The following is a 15,294-nucleotide window of genomic DNA, read 5'->3' as shown; positions in this document are numbered from 1 at the left end:
ATTATTCATGGAGGTGTATTTATGAAGAAGAAGTATTGGTTTACACTGGTGATCACGGGGATAGTTTCTCTGTTTTTTTCGGTAAGCGCTTTTGCAGCGAATGTGTTCTGGGAACCATTAAGTTATTATAATCCGAGTACATGGCAAAAGGCAGATGGGTATTCCAATGGGAACATGTTTAATTGTACTTGGCGTGCCAATAATGTCAATTTTACTAACGATGGCAAAATGAAGCTTAGCTTAACGAGTTCTGCGTATAATAAATTTGACGGCGGAGAGTATCGTTCGAAGAATACTTACGGATACGGCTTATACGAGGTCAATATGAAGCCTGCTAAAAATACAGGAATCGTATCTTCTTTCTTCACATATACGGGACCTGCTAATGGCACGCAATGGGATGAAATAGATATTGAATTCTTAGGAAAAGACACAACAAAAGTGCAATTCAACTATTATACAAATGGGGTCGGTGGTCATGAGAAGATTATCGATCTGGGGTTTGATGCATCAAGTGGCTTCCACACCTATGCATTCGATTGGCAGCCAGGATACATTAAGTGGTATGTTGACGGGGCTCTGAAGCATACAGCAACCACGAACATACCGAAAACGCCAGGCCAAATTATGATGAATCTGTGGAATGGCATCGGAGTAGATAGCTGGTTAGGTCCATATAACGGAGTCAATCCGCTGTATGCTGAATATGACTGGGTAAAATATACGAGTAATTAATATAATTAGAGCAGAAGAGGCAGCCCTATTGGGCTGCTTTTGCTTTTCAAGCCCTTTAGCTATCAGTTCAAAAGACCTATTTTTTGGATATTACTATTATCTGAACTTGAAGTACCGATAAATATAATAGCGTAGAAAAAACAGGTATATATACCAACTCTAAGAAGAATTACATAAAGGAGGGATTGAGAAAAATTTAGATACACTAATATAAGGAGAATGTAAATGTTGAAAAGAACACTATTAGTATCAATTATTTTTTGCCTAGTAATAAGTGCATTTGGATTCACTGAGAAAACATTGCCGAAAGCAACAGCATCCGCTGGATTTGCTCATCCTGGTCTATTACATACGAAAGCAGATTTTGACCGAATGAAGCAGATGATTCATGAAGGCAGACAACCCTATTTGGATGGTTGGAATCAATTGTTGTCCAGTCCACTATCACAGGCCGGCTGGAAACCACGCGCTACCTCTACCATTATCCGAGGAGGAAGTGGGCAAAATGTAGCTGTGTTTTACAATGATATAGCTCGTGCTTACCAGAATGCACTTCGTTGGAAAATTACAGGTGACACCGCAAATGGAGATACAGCTTGTGATATTTTGAATGCCTGGTCTTCTAATCTTAAAACGATCTCCGGCAATGCTGATCGCTACTTAGCGGCAGGAATTTATGGGTATGAGTTGGCTAATGCAGCCGAACTTATGAGAGATTATCCGGGGTTTAATGTGGAACAAATGCAAAACATGCTTCTTACCGTGTTTTATAAACCATTGAACGAGAGATTCCTTATTGGCAATGAGTACGGCAAAAGCCATAATGATTCATATATACAAAATTACTGGGCGAACTGGGATCTAAGTAATATGGCTGCCACCATTGCAATCGGAATATTTTGTGATCGCCGGGATATTTATGATATCGGTGTGGAGTATTTTAAAAATGGTGCAGGAAATGGCTCCATTTATAACGCTATTCCATACCTACATCCTGATGGTCTTGCTCAATGGCAAGAGTCCGGAAGGGACCAAGCACATACTCAATTAGGTATTGGTTTAATGGCCACAATTGCTGAAATGGCATGGAATCAGGGAGATGACCTATATGGTTGGGCGGACAATCGTTTCCTGCGTGCTGCTGAATATGTTGCCAAATACAACAATGGCGAAGATGTACCCTTTACAACCTATGAATGGGGATCAGGAAGAAACGGTGCGATAAATATCCAATCTGGAATATCGCCTGACAAACGTAGCGAGATGCGTCCCATCTGGGAGATGATCTATAACCACTATGTCAATCGAAAAGGTCTGTCTGCACCCAATATTGCTGTCAGAATGGCTCTGGAGGGTACCGAAGGTGGTCCAAATTTGGAGTATCCATCAACGTTTGATCAACTTGGTTTCGGAACTCTTCTCTATACCCGGCCGGCCGGCAGCGGAGATCAGGCAAGCCTCCCTGATGGAAATGTCTCTAATGGTATTTATCGTTTCATTGTGCGTTTGGACAGCAAAGCCATGGAAGCCGATAATACGCTCGAAGGTGCAAACGTAATTAAATCAACCTATACAGGTGAAGCAAATCAGCAATGGAGTGTTAAGCATCTAGGTGGTGGTCAATACAGTATCAAAAATGTGCAGAGCGGACGTTCACTTGAGGTAATAAATGGTTCTCTTGATCACGGCGCTAAATTCCAACTGGCTGCTAGTACTGACCAAGAGCAACAAAAATTTGCCTTTATCTCAACAGGAGATGGTTACTATCGTATCACTCCTATCATTTCCAATAAGCCAGCTGATGTCACAGGTCTATCTACTGCAGAGGGAGCTCCTATTCAGCAATGGCGGTATACATCCAATTATAATCAACAATGGAAGCTTGAATCTTATTAGCATTTCCTTAGTTAAGCCGCTATATTGGAAACGTCTTCTTGCCACTTTGCTGCTTGTTGCAGCTGCTATACTATGCTATCTGGTACAGTCATTTTTTAGTGAAAAAGGGAACGATACGAAATTTGCAGCATACTCGTATTCATCCTGAGAAAAGCTCGTCTAATTTTCAACTAAAGGGAGGCTGTTAATAGTGTTTAAGACTGAATTGACGCGTAATCTTAAAATTCAGTACCCGATTTTTCAAGCACCGATGGCAGGTGGCGTTTCGACTCCTGAATTAGTAGCGGCTGTTTCAAACGCCGGTGGGCTAGGCAACCTGGGAGGCGGATACTTAACGCCGGAACAACTCCGCAACGAGATCCAAAAAATCAAGCAACAAACGGCTCAGCCTTTCGGAGTAAACTTGTTTGTTCCTGAGCAATCTGAAGAGTCCGAAGAAGCAATTTACCGGATGACAGATTATCTTAATAAATACCGCATCAAACTTGGCACTGCCAAAAATCCATTAATTTTGAAGTCTTCAGAATCATTTGAGGAACAGGTAGAGGTACTGTTGGAGGAGCGTGTGTCCATATTTAGTTTCACATTTGGCATACCATCTCAAAACGTAATCCAAACCATGAAACAGCATGGAATATTCGTCATTGGAACTGCAACAACCGTTGATGAAGCCAAGCAATTGGAAGCAGGTGGTGTAGATGCTATTGTGGCTCAGGGAAGTGAAGCAGGTGGGCATAGGGGGACCTTTCTGAAAGACGCCTCCCATGCTTTGATAGGCACCATGGCTATTGTTCCGCAGATCGTTGACCATGTGTCGATCCCAGTCATCGCAGCGGGGGGAATCATGGATGGGCGGGGACTTGCAGCAAGCCTTTTATTAGGAGCCGCTGCAGTACAGATGGGTACTGCGTTTTTAGCCTGCCCTGAGAGCGGCGCCCACGAAAAGTATAAGCAGAAAATTCTCTCGGCAAGTGAAGACTCCACTCAAATTACACGTGCTTACTCCGGTAAAGCAGCAAGAGGCATTCAAACAAAATTTATGATTGACATGCATCAGTATCCCGGTACAATCCCTGCTTACCCTATTCAAAACGCGGTGACCCGTGACATTCGTCAGGCGGCTGCAAAAGCGAACAGCCCCGAGTATATGTCACTTTGGGCGGGTCAGGGTCTTCGGTTAGCCAACGACCAGCCTGCTGCTTCAATTGTAAAACAAACCATTGATGAAGCCAGTATTCTTGTTCAAAGACTTTCTAACTATTGAAATTTCCGTCTTCCATTTTTATTGAAATTCTAATATTTATATACTCTCCTATGAGTACGAAACAGACGATACCTAGTCATTTGGCTGGGTATTTTTTTATTAAATATAGTATAAAAAACGTTCTGGATATTGGAAGAATAAGCATACCTGCAAAATACTTGGACTGGTTGGTGGAAATCACACTCTGATTTTGGTACACTTCTATTCGTAATAATTACTATTAGAGGAGAAGGCCATGACTGTGAACAATAAGAATAAAAACAAAAGTAAAAGCAATGCTGCTGCACGGCTCCCGCGTGCCAAAGGCATTGATATGGCAACCATATATATACCACAGGAATGTGCCAGCAAGGTCAAGCGAATCGTGCTTGCCGAGAAAAACCAGACCATTGTAGATGAGTTTATTACGATTTTGGGAATGAAAGAGAAGTTTGAGGAGCAGGATGTGCCCATGCCCAACAAGATCGTAATGTTTGGTCCACCGGGAACTGGAAAAACATTGACGGCTTTTTATTTGGCGCAGCGCTTGGATTTACCGCTTATATTAGTGAGGCTTGACGCGATTATTCATAGCCATTTGGGGGAAACAGGGAGTAATGTGCGCAAAATTTTTGATTATGCGAATGGAACGCCTTGCGTTCTGTTTCTCGATGAATTCGATGCTCTAGGGCGTATGAGGGATTCCAATGATGAGGTGAAGGAGATGGCACGAGTGGTGAACACACTGCTACAATGTCTAGACGAGTTCGGTGGAGAGAGTGTGTTTGTCGCAGCCACCAACCTTGAGGAAGAACTGGATACAGCGATCTGGCGCCGCTTCGATACGAAAATGACGTATAAGTTGCCAACGCAGGCAGAGCGGATTCAATACATTGAACTGCTGATTGGGAAGAGCCTTGCTGGACAGGCAGCGGATTTGCTTGCCGGATGTAGCTTTGCTGATATTGAACAGATTGTGCTGAAAGCAAAACGAAAAGCGATTATAGAGAACCGAGCACTTAATTATGAAAACATAGAAATTGCGCTGTCAGAGTATAATCCTCGCACGAAGGTTTAGAAAGAGAGAAATTGTAAAAAAAGAGACACTTAATAGCTGATTTAGGTACTCATTGAGTGGTGTTATTGCGGGGTCAATTTTTGATGGGTGCTCATCCTATAAACGACATGTTGTATTGACATGTGGACAAAACAGGCTTATAGTTTCATTTAATCGTAATAATTACTATTAATAATTACTATTAATAATTCATCCTACATTCAGAAGGGGTGAATGCAAGGATGTAAAAAAGTTCATGAGAAACGATACCGCATATCTTGAGCTGGCAAAATCGTATGACCGTATCTTCACTGGCTGAGCAACAACTTCAGCCGGCTTCCATTTAACTTTATCAGAAAAAGGAGCTAGAAAAACCAATGGCCAAAAAATCAAAAGTAGTACGTGAGAAAAAACGTCAGGTGACCGTAGCTAAATATGCAGAACTGCGCCGTCAGCTGAAAGAAAAAGGGGACTATGAAGCATTGCAGAGGTTACCACGTAATGCGTCTCCTACCAGGCTGAACAATCGTTGTGAACTGACGGGGCGTCCGAGGGGATACTTGCGTAAGTTTAAAGTATCACGGATTGTCTTCCGTGAACTAGCTTATAAAGGACAAATTCCTGGTGTTACCAAGTCGAGTTGGTAAATAGAAAGGAAGTACCAATAAAATCTGCATTATAGTGTTTTATCCGGAGAGGGGGAATTCACATGGAAGTGGAACAAGATCCACGCATCCCGGTAACGATAATTACTGGATTTTTGGGAGCTGGTAAAACGACGCTGCTTAATCATATATTGAAGGCAGATCATGGTTATAAAATCGCTGTTATTGTGAATGAATTTGGAGAAGTGGGTATCGATAATGAGCTAATTGTGGAATCTGGCGAAGAAATTATTGAAATGAACAATGGTTGCATTTGCTGCACAGTACGAAGTGATTTGGTGGATATAATGAAAAATTTGCTGCATCGCAAATTTGCAGATATTTCTACACCTGTTCATTATGATCGGATTGTTGTCGAAACTACTGGTTTGGCTGATCCAGGACCGGTTGTTCAGACTTTTCTTGCGGAGCCACTGATTTCAAACTTTTTCAAAATTGATGCGGTTATAACCGTAGTAGATGCCAAGCATGCTGAATATCACCTAGATCACGGACATGAGGCAAAGGAACAAGTCGCTTTTGCTGATGTTATCTTGTTAAATAAAACAGATCTTGTTGCAAATGATAATCTGGTCCAACTCGAATCTCGACTCAAAGCAATCAACTCACATGCCCAATTAATGCATACCCGGCAATCTTTAGTTGATTTGAATCAGATTCTTGGAGTAAATGCATTTGATCTAGACCATAAGCTTAAAGTAGATCCCCGTTTTTTGGAAGAGCATCATCACCATCATCATGAGGATGACGTCTTCTCCATTGTTCTCACTGAGACGAGACCACTTGATTTAGACAAAGTGAATGACTTTATAAACGATTGGTTGGTAGAGCATTCAACCGATACGTATCGGTACAAAGGCATTCTTAATGTACAGAAAACAAATAAAAGGGTCGTATTTCAGGGAGTTCACATGATATTTGGGGTGGATACTGACAGGGAATGGAATGTGGGTGAAGACAGAACGAGCCGCATCGTTATAATTGGTAAAGATTTGGATGAAGCCTGGTTCAAAGCACGATTTAGCGAATGTGCGGTTGCCGAAGCAAGCGCCTGACGAGGAGCAGAATAACATGAGTAAGAGTGTGACCCATTCATTTGTGCTGCCTGATAAGGCTGAAAGGCTTCGACTATTCGGTTCCGTTGATCCAATTCAGGGGGACAAGCCTGTGAATCCAATGCAAGTAGTTGCCTTCATCCTGTATTGAAAAGGCCTGACGAGAAACAGATTACAGAACGTGCGTACGAGAATCCTCGCTTTGTTGAAGACGTAGTGCGGTTGATGGCTGCTGATTTGTATGAAAAGCACTGGGTAAGAAAATAAGCATCAGGTGTGAACTGCACCCCAATTTTTAGGCACGATCTAAACTTTGGTGGTGCAGTTTTTTATGCTACTTCAAGCCCGCCATATTTTCCCGAATTGACTTTAGATCCGGATATCATTATTATCTTACAGTATAAGATAAATTCAGGAGGTGATACGGCCAATGGACTATAAAGCGTCAGCAACAGAGCTCTTCGAGTATATCGCCAAATCACGCAAGCCGGTACTAGAGGAACGAACGCATTTCTCTCGTGGTGAAATGGGGATTCTCATCGCTTTGAGTCATCAGGACGGGGTTACTTCGGGCCATTTGAGCGAATACTTGTCCGTCAGTACGGGACGGATAGCAACGGCACTGAAAAGTTTGGAGAAGAAAGGGTTGGTTGTACGACGTACGGATGCCAACGACAAACGCAAGGTGATTGTATTCATTACGGATTCAGGCAAGCAATTTATGATTGACAGGTATAACGAAGGCGTCGCATGGAGCGAGAAAATTCTTCGAAAGCTGGACGAACAGGATGCCACAGAGTTTATTCGACTCATCAAGCTGATTGTCTCTAAAAGCTAAATTCCTATGTAAAGGCCGCATGCAGAGTACGTTAAATTGTACCAAGCACCTAAGATTTTCAGATAAAAGGAGAACAACAGAATGCTGAAGATATTCAAATATCTCAAGAAAAATGAATGGATGTTCGTGCTTTGCAGCTTGGCTTTCATCGTTGTGCAGGTGTGGCTCGATTTGAAGCTACCTGATTATATGGCCGAAATTACAACCAAGCTGCAAACCGTAGGAACGCCGATGTCCGAACTGCTGATTCCAGGTATTTACATGCTGTTGTGTGCTGTTGGCAGTATGATTGCATCTATAATTGTCGGCTATTTTGCGGCAAAGGTGGCGGCAGGGCTGGCTATGCGTCTGCGCGCGATGGTCTTTGACAAGACCTTATCTTTTTCAATGGAAGAGATGAGCAACTTTTCAACAGCCAGCCTCATCACCCGCTCCACGAACGATGTTACCCAAATTCAAACGGTGGTTGCGCTGGGGCTGCAGGTGATCATCAAGGCACCGATTCTGGCCGTATGGGCCATCGCAAAAATTGCCGATAAAAACTGGCAGTGGACTGCCTCTACAGGAGTGGCTGTAGCTGTCCTGATCCTCATGCTGAGTGTCATTGTTATTTTCGCTCTTCCCAGTTTCCAAAAAATTCAGCGTCTCACTGATAATCTGAACAGGGTGACACGTGAGCATTTGACTGGGCTTCGGGTGGTGCGTGCTTATAATGCAGATCAGTATCAGGAGGAGAAGTTTGGGCAGGCCAATGCGGAATTGACGAATACAAACCTGTTTGCGAACCGCTTAATGGCAATGGTTGGCCCGGGCATGACCTTTATTATGTCGGGTCTGAGTGTCTCAATCTATTGGATTGGCGCTTACCTGATTAACGGAACGGCCGTTCCGAATCGCATTACACTATTCTCTAATATGGTCGTATTCTCCTCATATGCGGTGCAGGTGGTCATGGCCTTTATGATGGTAAGTATGATCTTCTTCCTGATGCCTCGAGCTTCGATTTCTGCCAAACGTATTATGGAGGTTTTGAATACCAAATCCCGCATCATTGATGGGCATGAGACGGCCGGTGAAGAGGGCGTTATGGGTCAGGTGGAATTCCGTAATGTCAGCTTTAAATATCCGGATGCAGAGGAGCCTGTGCTTCGTAACATTAGCTTTACAGCAAAACAAGGCGAGACAGTTGCCTTTATTGGCGCAACAGGCAGTGGCAAAACCAGCGTAATCAATTTGATTTCCCGTTTCTACGATGTGACTGAGGGAGAGGTACTCGTGGATGGTCTGAATGTCAGAAACTATAAGCAGCAGACACTCCATAACAAAATCGGGTATGTCCCACAGAAAGCCGTACTTTTCAGTGGTTCAGTAGCATCCAACGTTTCGTATGGCGATAACGGAAGAATAGAACCTTCGGAGAAACTCATCAAAGCCGCCGTAGGGATTGCCCAAGGTACGGAGTTTGTCGAAAAAATGGACGGTCAGTATCAAGGGCGGATTTCACAAGGTGGAGCGAACGTGTCCGGTGGTCAAAAGCAGCGTCTGTCCATTGCACGTGCCATCTACCGTCAGCCAGAGATTTATATCTTCGATGATTCCTTCTCGGCACTGGACTACAGAACAGACCGGATTCTGCGCTCTGCGCTTAAACAAGAAACCGGCCATGCTACGACACTTATTGTTGCTCAGCGCATAGGCACCATTAAGGACGCTGACCGGATTATCGTACTGGACCAAGGTGAGATTGTAGGGAACGGCACACATGAGGAGCTGATGGCGAATTGCAGCACCTATCAGGAGATTGCTTATTCGCAGCTTTCGAAGGAGGAACTCGTACATGGACAAAAATGAACGCACTGTCAGCAGTAACCACATCCAAATGAAGCAGCAAGCTCCCATGGGTCGAGGTCCTACGGTAGGGATGGAGACTGGCAAAAAAACGAATGATTTTAAGAAGAACATCCGTCAGCTCTTATCCTACATCAAGGCCTATATGCCAATGATTATACTCTCTATAGTGCTGGCGCTGGCCGGTTCCATCTTCAACGTGATTGGTCCAGATAAGCTCAGCGATATTGCCAACCTGATTCAGGAAGGAATCGTAACAGGCATTGATGTGAATGCTGTTCAAAAGATTGTTCTTGTATTGGTGGTTTTGTATGGTCTCGGTCTTATCTTTAATTATTTCCAAGGTTTCATTACGGTAACCGTGTCGCAGCGTATTACAAAGAAGATGCGGACAGAGCTGTCCCAAAAAATCAATCATATGCCTTTGAAGTATTTTGATGCTACGAGCTATGGTAATGTGCTTAGCCGTGTGACCAACGATGTCGATACCATTGGACAAACGTTAAACAACAGTCTCGGCACGCTTGTCAGCGCACTTGCAACTTTTGTGGGTGCTTTGATTATGATGCTGTATACGAACTGGATCATGACCATAACCGGGATTGTAGCTACGCTGATCGGTTTTTCACTGATGACTGTAATTATGAAACATTCACAAAAATATTTTGTAGCACAGCAAGCGGAGCTTGGACAAATCAACGGTCATATTGAAGAAACCTATGCTGGTCATAACGTAGTCAAGGTATATAACGGAGAAAAAGCAGCCAAGGAAGTATTCCATGGCATCAACGGACGCTTATATACTAATGCATGGAAATCCCAGTTCATGTCTGGTCTGATGATGCCAGTTATGATGTTCATCGGGAATTTTGGTTATGTAGCGGTCTGTATCGTGGGCGCCTTGCTGGTGAACCAACATGTTATAACCATTGGTACTATTGTGGCCTTTATGGTGTATATTCGTCTGTTTACACAGCCCTTGTCACAGTTGGCACAGGCTGCGACCAATTTACAATCGGCGGCTGCTGCCAGTGAACGTGTGTTCGAATTTCTAGGTGAAGAAGAATTGGTGGATGAGAGTAACAAGATCATGAAGCTGGATAACGCCAAAGGGGATGTCGAATTCAAACATGTCCGTTTCGGTTATAACGAAGACCATATGATTATCAAAGACTTCTCTATGAAAGCTGAAGCTGGTCAGAAAATTGCCATTGTTGGCCCGACAGGCGCTGGTAAGACGACGCTCGTGAATTTGCTTATGCGGTTCTATGAGCTGAACGGAGGGGAAATTTATATTGATGGAACTCCGATCAGCCAATTAACACGTGAGAATGTTCATAAATTATTCTGTATGGTACTGCAGGATACATGGCTGTTTGAAGGAACGATTCGTGAGAATATCGTCTTTTCCCAAGAGCATGTTACCGACGAACAAATAGAAGCCGCATGTAGAGCAGTAGGTCTGCACAGCTTCCTTAAAACACTGCCTCAAGGCTATGATACAGTGCTAGACGACAAAGCCAATCTCTCTGCCGGTCAAAAGCAATTGATTACCATTGCAAGAGCCATGATTGAAGATGCGCCTATGCTCATTCTGGACGAGGCCACAAGCTCGGTCGATACGCGTACGGAGTTGTTAATTCAACAAGCGATGGATCGACTTACTGTAGGGAAAACATCCTTTGTGATTGCCCACCGTCTCTCAACGATTAAAAATGCCGATCTAATTCTGGTCATGAAGGACGGTAACATTATCGAAACGGGTAATCATGAGGAATTGCTGGGCAAAGGCGGATTCTATGCCGATTTATACAACAGCCAGTTTGAACATGCCTCCTGAAGATTACAGTGTTAGGAAACATAATAGCAACACATGGAACTGGACAAAATGTTCAGAATAAGAACGTTGAATCTTAAAAAGCCGCTATATAGCGGCTTTTTTGTTTTATTGAACAAGCTCTTATGCACTAATGTTCATAAGACCCTTGATATTCTATAACGAAAATTCTCTTAATCGAGACTTTGTAAACTTCTTTCGATACTTTCTAATGCTTGTTGTAGAAAAGATCTAGGGCAAGCAAAGTTGATTCTTTGAAACAACTCTCCTCCAGCGCCAAAGATAAATCCATCATCCAATGCAACCTTGGCTTTTTTCTGCATCAGCTGTTGCAATTCGAGGTCCGAAAGTTCTAGCTCTCTAAAGTCTAGCCACGCCAAATAGGTCGCTTCCGGTTTGATCAATTTTACTTTGGGCATGCGCTCTTTCACAAACCGCTCAATAAAAGTCAGATTTTCCTCAAGATAGATAAGCAACTGCTCAAGCCATTCTTCTCCATCATTGTACGAAGCAATTTGGGCGACAGTTGCAAAAGAGCCTGGGTCAATATCGATGGTTGTTAACTTATGGTTCAGCTCGCTCCGAAGTCTTTCATTCGGAACAATGATATTCGATAATTGCAAGCCTGCAAGATTGAACGTTTTAGAAGGAGATGTACATACGATAGAGTTCATTCTGAATTCTTCGGATATTTTTCCAAAAGGAGTATGGTGATGGGGCTTATAAATCAGATCAGAATGAATTTCGTCGGAAACGACAAGCACATTATTTCGGATACAAATCTCTCCCAAACGTTTTAATTCTTTTTCATTCCATACGCGGCCGACAGGATTATGTGGACTGCACAGAAATATCATTTTTGTTTTAGAATCCTGGGCGATTGTTTCCAATTCTTCAAAATTGATTTTATATTCACCTTGTTCATATATTAGCGGATTGTTTGCAATTTGGCATCCATTATTTGTGATAATGTTTAGGAAGGGGTAGTACACTGGGCTTTGAATAATGACCTTATCTCCTTTATTGCAGAACGTCTCCACGATAAAATTTAGTGCAGGAATGATTCCAGGGGTGAACAAAATCCATTCTTTCTCAATGTCCCAGCCATTTCTTTTTTTCTGCCAGTTTACAGCTCCCTCCATAAACTCATCACTTTTGTGACCATAGCCATAAATTCCGTGTTCTGCTCTGCGAATCAACGCATCAATGATAGGTTGAGCTGTTCTGAAATCCATATCCGCAATCCACAGGAAAGCTATCTTCGGCGTTGAAGTTCTCTTCAAGATGTTTTTTTGACCATTTAATAGAATCGGTTCTTTTTCTGTCGATAATTTCATCAAAATTGTATGTTGTCATCATGATGGTCCTCTCTCACAAATAAATATATCAATCCAAATAGTATAGCACCTAAACTATTTTTGAACAATATCGCTCCATTATGGCTGAATGCCTGGTGTTCTATTCGCTTCGTGGAGAGAGCATCATTTCGGTATACCGCTGCATCACGTTGTAAAAAGCCTTGATTTCTTCGCTACTGAAACTTTCGTGTAACGTTTTGTCGGCCCACATCAGTTCTTTAATATCGTATAATTTGTGCGCTTTGCTCAATGCCTCTCCTTTTTCTGTAGCGTAAAGGTTTAAGTTTTTTGCATTACCGTTTTCCTTTTTTCGAAGGATGAATCCGCGTTGCTCCAGCTTTTTTAGAATCTGTGAAGTTGCTCCTTTTGTACGGTTCCATTCCAATGACAGCTTGGCAGCAGTGATCCCTGGATTCTCTTCAATCATCGTCAGGGTGTGCACTTCGACCATATTGATCTCTTCGCCAGTACCGTAGTCCCGAATGGCTTTAATATAATCGCTATATGTCATAACAAATTTATATATGATACTGGCCTTATTATCTAATTCATGATATTTGGCGTCTTGTTCATGAAGTTCCATCGATTGCACCTTGTCTTTCATAAAGTATTTAGTTGTATCGTACCACATGGTTCAAGCAGGTACATAATACATCGAGAAACATTACAGTTACTCTCTTATTTCATAATTTTCCGAATTTCGGGAATACTCTGAGCAAAGCAAAAACAGGAGGAATCACAATGTGGATTATGGTCTGGAGCACGATTCTTTTGGCTTGTATTGGTACCTTGTTTCTAAGGATAGCAGGACGTAAATCCATTTCACAAATGACAATCCCACAGGTCATGATCTTACTGGCAATCGGTACTGTGCTTGGTACTGAAGTAAGCGGCAAGGGGATGACGAATACGATTCTGGCACTTGGCACCTTCATTTTATTTCTTATCGTTGTTGAATGGGTTACGCTGCGTTCGAACCGTATAGAGTCGATCTTAAAAGGAAAAAGTGTATCCGTCATTCATGAAGGAAAACTGGAAATAGATAATTTACGCAGGCTTCGAGTGTCAGTCGACGACCTTAAAAAACGTCTGCGAATGGTCGGTATCTCTAATATTGAAGACGTGAAGTCCGGTACTATTGAAAATAATGGCGAGCTTGGTTATGAGTTATACCCTGAAGCAAAGCCAGTAACAAAAAAAGACATGGAGCTTATGCTAAAAGCTTATTTGCCTCAGCCCCAAAGGAACGCTTTATCAGTGGTGAAAAGAATTTCTTCAGAAGAAGATTCAACGGATTCCCATCGTTACGAAGTTCCTACACAACTTCAATGATTTTAAAGTAGAAAAAACGATCTGAACACTCCATATCAGTCTACTTCAATTCATCCAGACGTAAAGGACGTTCTTACTGGAGGAGTATTTCTTGATAAACTCTATAGATTGAAAGAGCAAAGTCGGTTGAAGCATATATAAAAAATTGAATTTTTAGAACCGTTAGTCTCACTAACGGTTTTTTTTGTTATGAAAAATGCTGGAATTTAAATAACCATGGCTATACAATAATCAATTAATTAATTATTAAATTGTTTAATTGAATAATACTCCATACTTATTTATACTAAAAATAAGCTTAAAACTAAATTTTAGGGGGATAACGGAGTGAATTATATGAAAGCAATTCAAGTACCTGCTAAAGGTGAACCGATGAAATTAGTTGAAATCTCTATACCTGTTCCTGCCCAAGGACAAGTACTTCTTCGGATTGAGGCATGCGGGGTGTGTAGTGGGGACACAAGCACGATCAAGGGAGCTGCCCCAGAGTATCCAAGAATACCCGGCCATGAAGCAATTGGAATAGTTGAACAACTAGGAGATGGAATAACAAAATGGGAGATCGGGCAGCGTGTAGGATTGGGGTATCATAGTGGAGACGATCATGTAACGGGCTTGACTATGGATGGTGGTTTCGCGGAGTATATGGTCGCTTTTGAAGAATCCCTGGTGCTTATTCCCGATGAAGTTTCTTCTGAAGAAGCAGCTCCTTTAATGTGTGCTGGGGAAACTACATTTAGTGCGCTACGAAACAGCTCTGCACGTCCAGGCGACTTGGTTGCCATTTCCGGCATTGGTGGATTGGGCCATCTGGCTGTGCAATACGCCAAGAAAGCTGGATATCAGACAGTTGCTATATCCCGCGGAAAGGACAAAGAAAAGCTAGCGAAAGAACTCGGGGCACATTTTTACATCGATTCCGAAAAGGAGGACCCTGTTAAAGCTTTGAAAGCATTAGGTGGAGCTAAAGTCATTCTTGCCACAGCGCCAAACGCTGAAGTGATATCTTCTTTGGTTAATGGACTCGGGGCAGACGGTGAGCTTATTATTGTAGCTGGATCCAGAGAACGTTTAGAACTGTCATCTATGGATTTCTTGAAAGGTCCCCATACAGTGAAGGGATCATTTACTGGAAAAGCCAAGGAAATTGAGGCAGCCGTCCGGTTTAGCGTCCTGACTGATGTTCGACCTATGATTGAAGTTTTTCCTTTAGAACGGGCAAGCGAAGCGTATGAAAAAATGATGGCAGCAAAAACACGGTTTCGGGCAGTTTTAAGTATGTCTGAAAACAAAGCCAAATAAAAGCTCGCCAAGGCAATTTGTCCTGCTTTGCTATGTGGATCTCAAGTCGAATTTGGCTGAGGTCCTTTTTTTCGCCTCCTTTTAATGAACATAGATAAACGGATACAACCTAGAATTAGAAATAATGA

General features: G+C 42.5%; 14 protein-coding genes and 1 pseudogene. 13 read left to right on the top strand and 2 right to left on the bottom strand.

All coding sequences use genetic code 11. The features are described 5' to 3' along the window. Window positions 1-21: 21 nt before the first annotated feature. The 11 genes and pseudogenes from bglS (at window position 22) to ABEW32_RS06570 (ending at window position 11,177) form a co-directional block, all read left to right on the top strand. Window positions 22-735: a beta-glucanase gene (gene bglS, locus ABEW32_RS06620; RefSeq protein ID WP_430185861.1), complete on the top strand. Its 714-nt coding sequence runs from the start codon at window positions 22-24 to the stop codon at window positions 733-735. Window positions 736-960: 225 nt separating this feature from the next. Next, entirely contained in the window at window positions 961-2,631 is a 1,671-nt protein-coding gene (locus ABEW32_RS06615) for an RICIN domain-containing protein (protein ID WP_430185859.1), read from the top strand. 190 nt (window positions 2,632-2,821) lie between these two features. Continuing rightward, the gene (locus ABEW32_RS06610; protein WP_430185857.1) at window positions 2,822-3,895 is read left to right on the top strand and encodes an NAD(P)H-dependent flavin oxidoreductase; all 1,074 of its coding nucleotides are present in this window, start codon (window positions 2,822-2,824) and stop codon (window positions 3,893-3,895) included. Between the two features lie 235 nt (window positions 3,896-4,130). Next, window positions 4,131-4,952, top strand: a complete 822-nt coding sequence (locus tag ABEW32_RS06605; RefSeq protein WP_430185855.1) for an AAA family ATPase — start codon at window positions 4,131-4,133, stop codon at window positions 4,950-4,952. Window positions 4,953-5,308: 356 nt separating this feature from the next. After that, window positions 5,309-5,578: a 30S ribosomal protein S14 gene (gene rpsN, locus ABEW32_RS06600; RefSeq protein ID WP_430185853.1), complete on the top strand. Its 270-nt coding sequence runs from the start codon at window positions 5,309-5,311 to the stop codon at window positions 5,576-5,578. Between the two features lie 62 nt (window positions 5,579-5,640). After that, window positions 5,641-6,651, top strand: a complete 1,011-nt coding sequence (locus ABEW32_RS06595; protein WP_430185851.1) for a CobW family GTP-binding protein — start codon at window positions 5,641-5,643, stop codon at window positions 6,649-6,651. Window positions 6,652-6,667: 16 nt separating this feature from the next. After that, window positions 6,668-6,802, top strand: coding sequence for a hypothetical protein (locus ABEW32_RS06590; protein ID WP_430185849.1), 135 nt, complete (start codon window positions 6,668-6,670; stop codon window positions 6,800-6,802). After that, a pseudogene (locus ABEW32_RS06585) lies at window positions 6,760-6,909 on the top strand (GTP cyclohydrolase, FolE2/MptA family); the annotation flags it as partial. The gene ABEW32_RS06590 and the pseudogene ABEW32_RS06585, both read left to right, overlap by 43 nt. A gap of 172 nt (window positions 6,910-7,081) precedes the next feature. Further along, a complete protein-coding gene (locus ABEW32_RS06580) occupies window positions 7,082-7,489 on the top strand; it encodes a MarR family winged helix-turn-helix transcriptional regulator (RefSeq protein WP_430185847.1) in 408 nt (135 codons plus the stop codon). 81 nt (window positions 7,490-7,570) lie between these two features. Then, complete coding sequence (locus ABEW32_RS06575) at window positions 7,571-9,340, top strand: ABC transporter ATP-binding protein (protein WP_430185845.1); 1,770 nt, start codon at window positions 7,571-7,573, stop codon at window positions 9,338-9,340. After that, complete coding sequence (locus ABEW32_RS06570) at window positions 9,327-11,177, top strand: ABC transporter ATP-binding protein (RefSeq protein WP_430185843.1); 1,851 nt, start codon at window positions 9,327-9,329, stop codon at window positions 11,175-11,177. The genes ABEW32_RS06575 and ABEW32_RS06570 overlap by 14 nt, the downstream gene beginning before the upstream one ends. A 170-nt stretch (window positions 11,178-11,347) precedes the next feature. Here the strand turns inward: ABEW32_RS06570 and ABEW32_RS06565 are convergent, their stop codons facing one another. Further along, window positions 11,348-12,511 (bottom strand): MalY/PatB family protein, encoded by a 1,164-nt coding sequence (locus ABEW32_RS06565; protein WP_430185841.1) that lies wholly within the window; start codon window positions 12,509-12,511, stop codon window positions 11,348-11,350. A gap of 121 nt (window positions 12,512-12,632) precedes the next feature. After that, window positions 12,633-13,136, bottom strand: coding sequence for a MarR family winged helix-turn-helix transcriptional regulator (locus ABEW32_RS06560; RefSeq protein ID WP_430185839.1), 504 nt, complete (start codon window positions 13,134-13,136; stop codon window positions 12,633-12,635). Between the two features lie 137 nt (window positions 13,137-13,273). Between ABEW32_RS06560 and ABEW32_RS06555 the strand changes: the two genes are divergently transcribed. Both ABEW32_RS06555 and ABEW32_RS06550 read left to right on the top strand, forming a co-directional pair. Further along, window positions 13,274-13,864: a DUF421 domain-containing protein gene (locus ABEW32_RS06555; protein WP_430185837.1), complete on the top strand. Its 591-nt coding sequence runs from the start codon at window positions 13,274-13,276 to the stop codon at window positions 13,862-13,864. Between the two features lie 336 nt (window positions 13,865-14,200). Continuing rightward, complete coding sequence (locus ABEW32_RS06550; RefSeq protein WP_430186170.1) at window positions 14,201-15,166, top strand: zinc-binding dehydrogenase; 966 nt, start codon at window positions 14,201-14,203, stop codon at window positions 15,164-15,166. The last annotated feature ends 128 nt before the right edge of the window (window positions 15,167-15,294 follow it).

Origin of the sequence: Paenibacillus jamilae (assembly GCF_050482105.1) — a bacterium.
GTDB classification, from domain to species: Bacteria; Bacillota; Bacilli; order Paenibacillales; family Paenibacillaceae; genus Paenibacillus; species Paenibacillus jamilae_B.
The sequence above is the reverse complement of the archived record's forward strand: the minus strand, read 5'-3'. Positions and strand labels throughout refer to the sequence as shown.

Excerpts from the sequence above, each read along its gene's own strand:
- bglS (WP_430185861.1), top strand. The coding sequence starts at position 22 with ATGAAGAAGAAGTATTGGTTTACACTGGTGATCACGGGGATAGTTTCT.
- ABEW32_RS06615 (WP_430185859.1), top strand. The coding sequence starts at position 961 with ATGTTGAAAAGAACACTATTAGTATCAATTATTTTTTGCCTAGTAATA.
- ABEW32_RS06605 (WP_430185855.1), top strand. The coding sequence starts at position 4,131 with ATGACTGTGAACAATAAGAATAAAAACAAAAGTAAAAGCAATGCTGCT.
- rpsN (WP_430185853.1), top strand. The coding sequence starts at position 5,309 with ATGGCCAAAAAATCAAAAGTAGTACGTGAGAAAAAACGTCAGGTGACC.
- ABEW32_RS06595 (WP_430185851.1), top strand. The coding sequence starts at position 5,641 with ATGGAAGTGGAACAAGATCCACGCATCCCGGTAACGATAATTACTGGA.
- ABEW32_RS06590 (WP_430185849.1), top strand. The coding sequence starts at position 6,668 with ATGAGTAAGAGTGTGACCCATTCATTTGTGCTGCCTGATAAGGCTGAA.
- ABEW32_RS06580 (WP_430185847.1), top strand. The coding sequence starts at position 7,082 with ATGGACTATAAAGCGTCAGCAACAGAGCTCTTCGAGTATATCGCCAAA.
- ABEW32_RS06575 (WP_430185845.1), top strand. The coding sequence starts at position 7,571 with ATGCTGAAGATATTCAAATATCTCAAGAAAAATGAATGGATGTTCGTG.
- ABEW32_RS06570 (WP_430185843.1), top strand. The coding sequence starts at position 9,327 with ATGGACAAAAATGAACGCACTGTCAGCAGTAACCACATCCAAATGAAG.
- ABEW32_RS06565 (WP_430185841.1), bottom strand. The coding sequence starts at position 12,511 with ATGAAATTATCGACAGAAAAAGAACCGATTCTATTAAATGGTCAAAAA.
- ABEW32_RS06560 (WP_430185839.1), bottom strand. The coding sequence starts at position 13,136 with ATGAAAGACAAGGTGCAATCGATGGAACTTCATGAACAAGACGCCAAA.
- ABEW32_RS06555 (WP_430185837.1), top strand. The coding sequence starts at position 13,274 with ATGTGGATTATGGTCTGGAGCACGATTCTTTTGGCTTGTATTGGTACC.
- ABEW32_RS06550 (WP_430186170.1), top strand. The coding sequence starts at position 14,201 with ATGAAAGCAATTCAAGTACCTGCTAAAGGTGAACCGATGAAATTAGTT.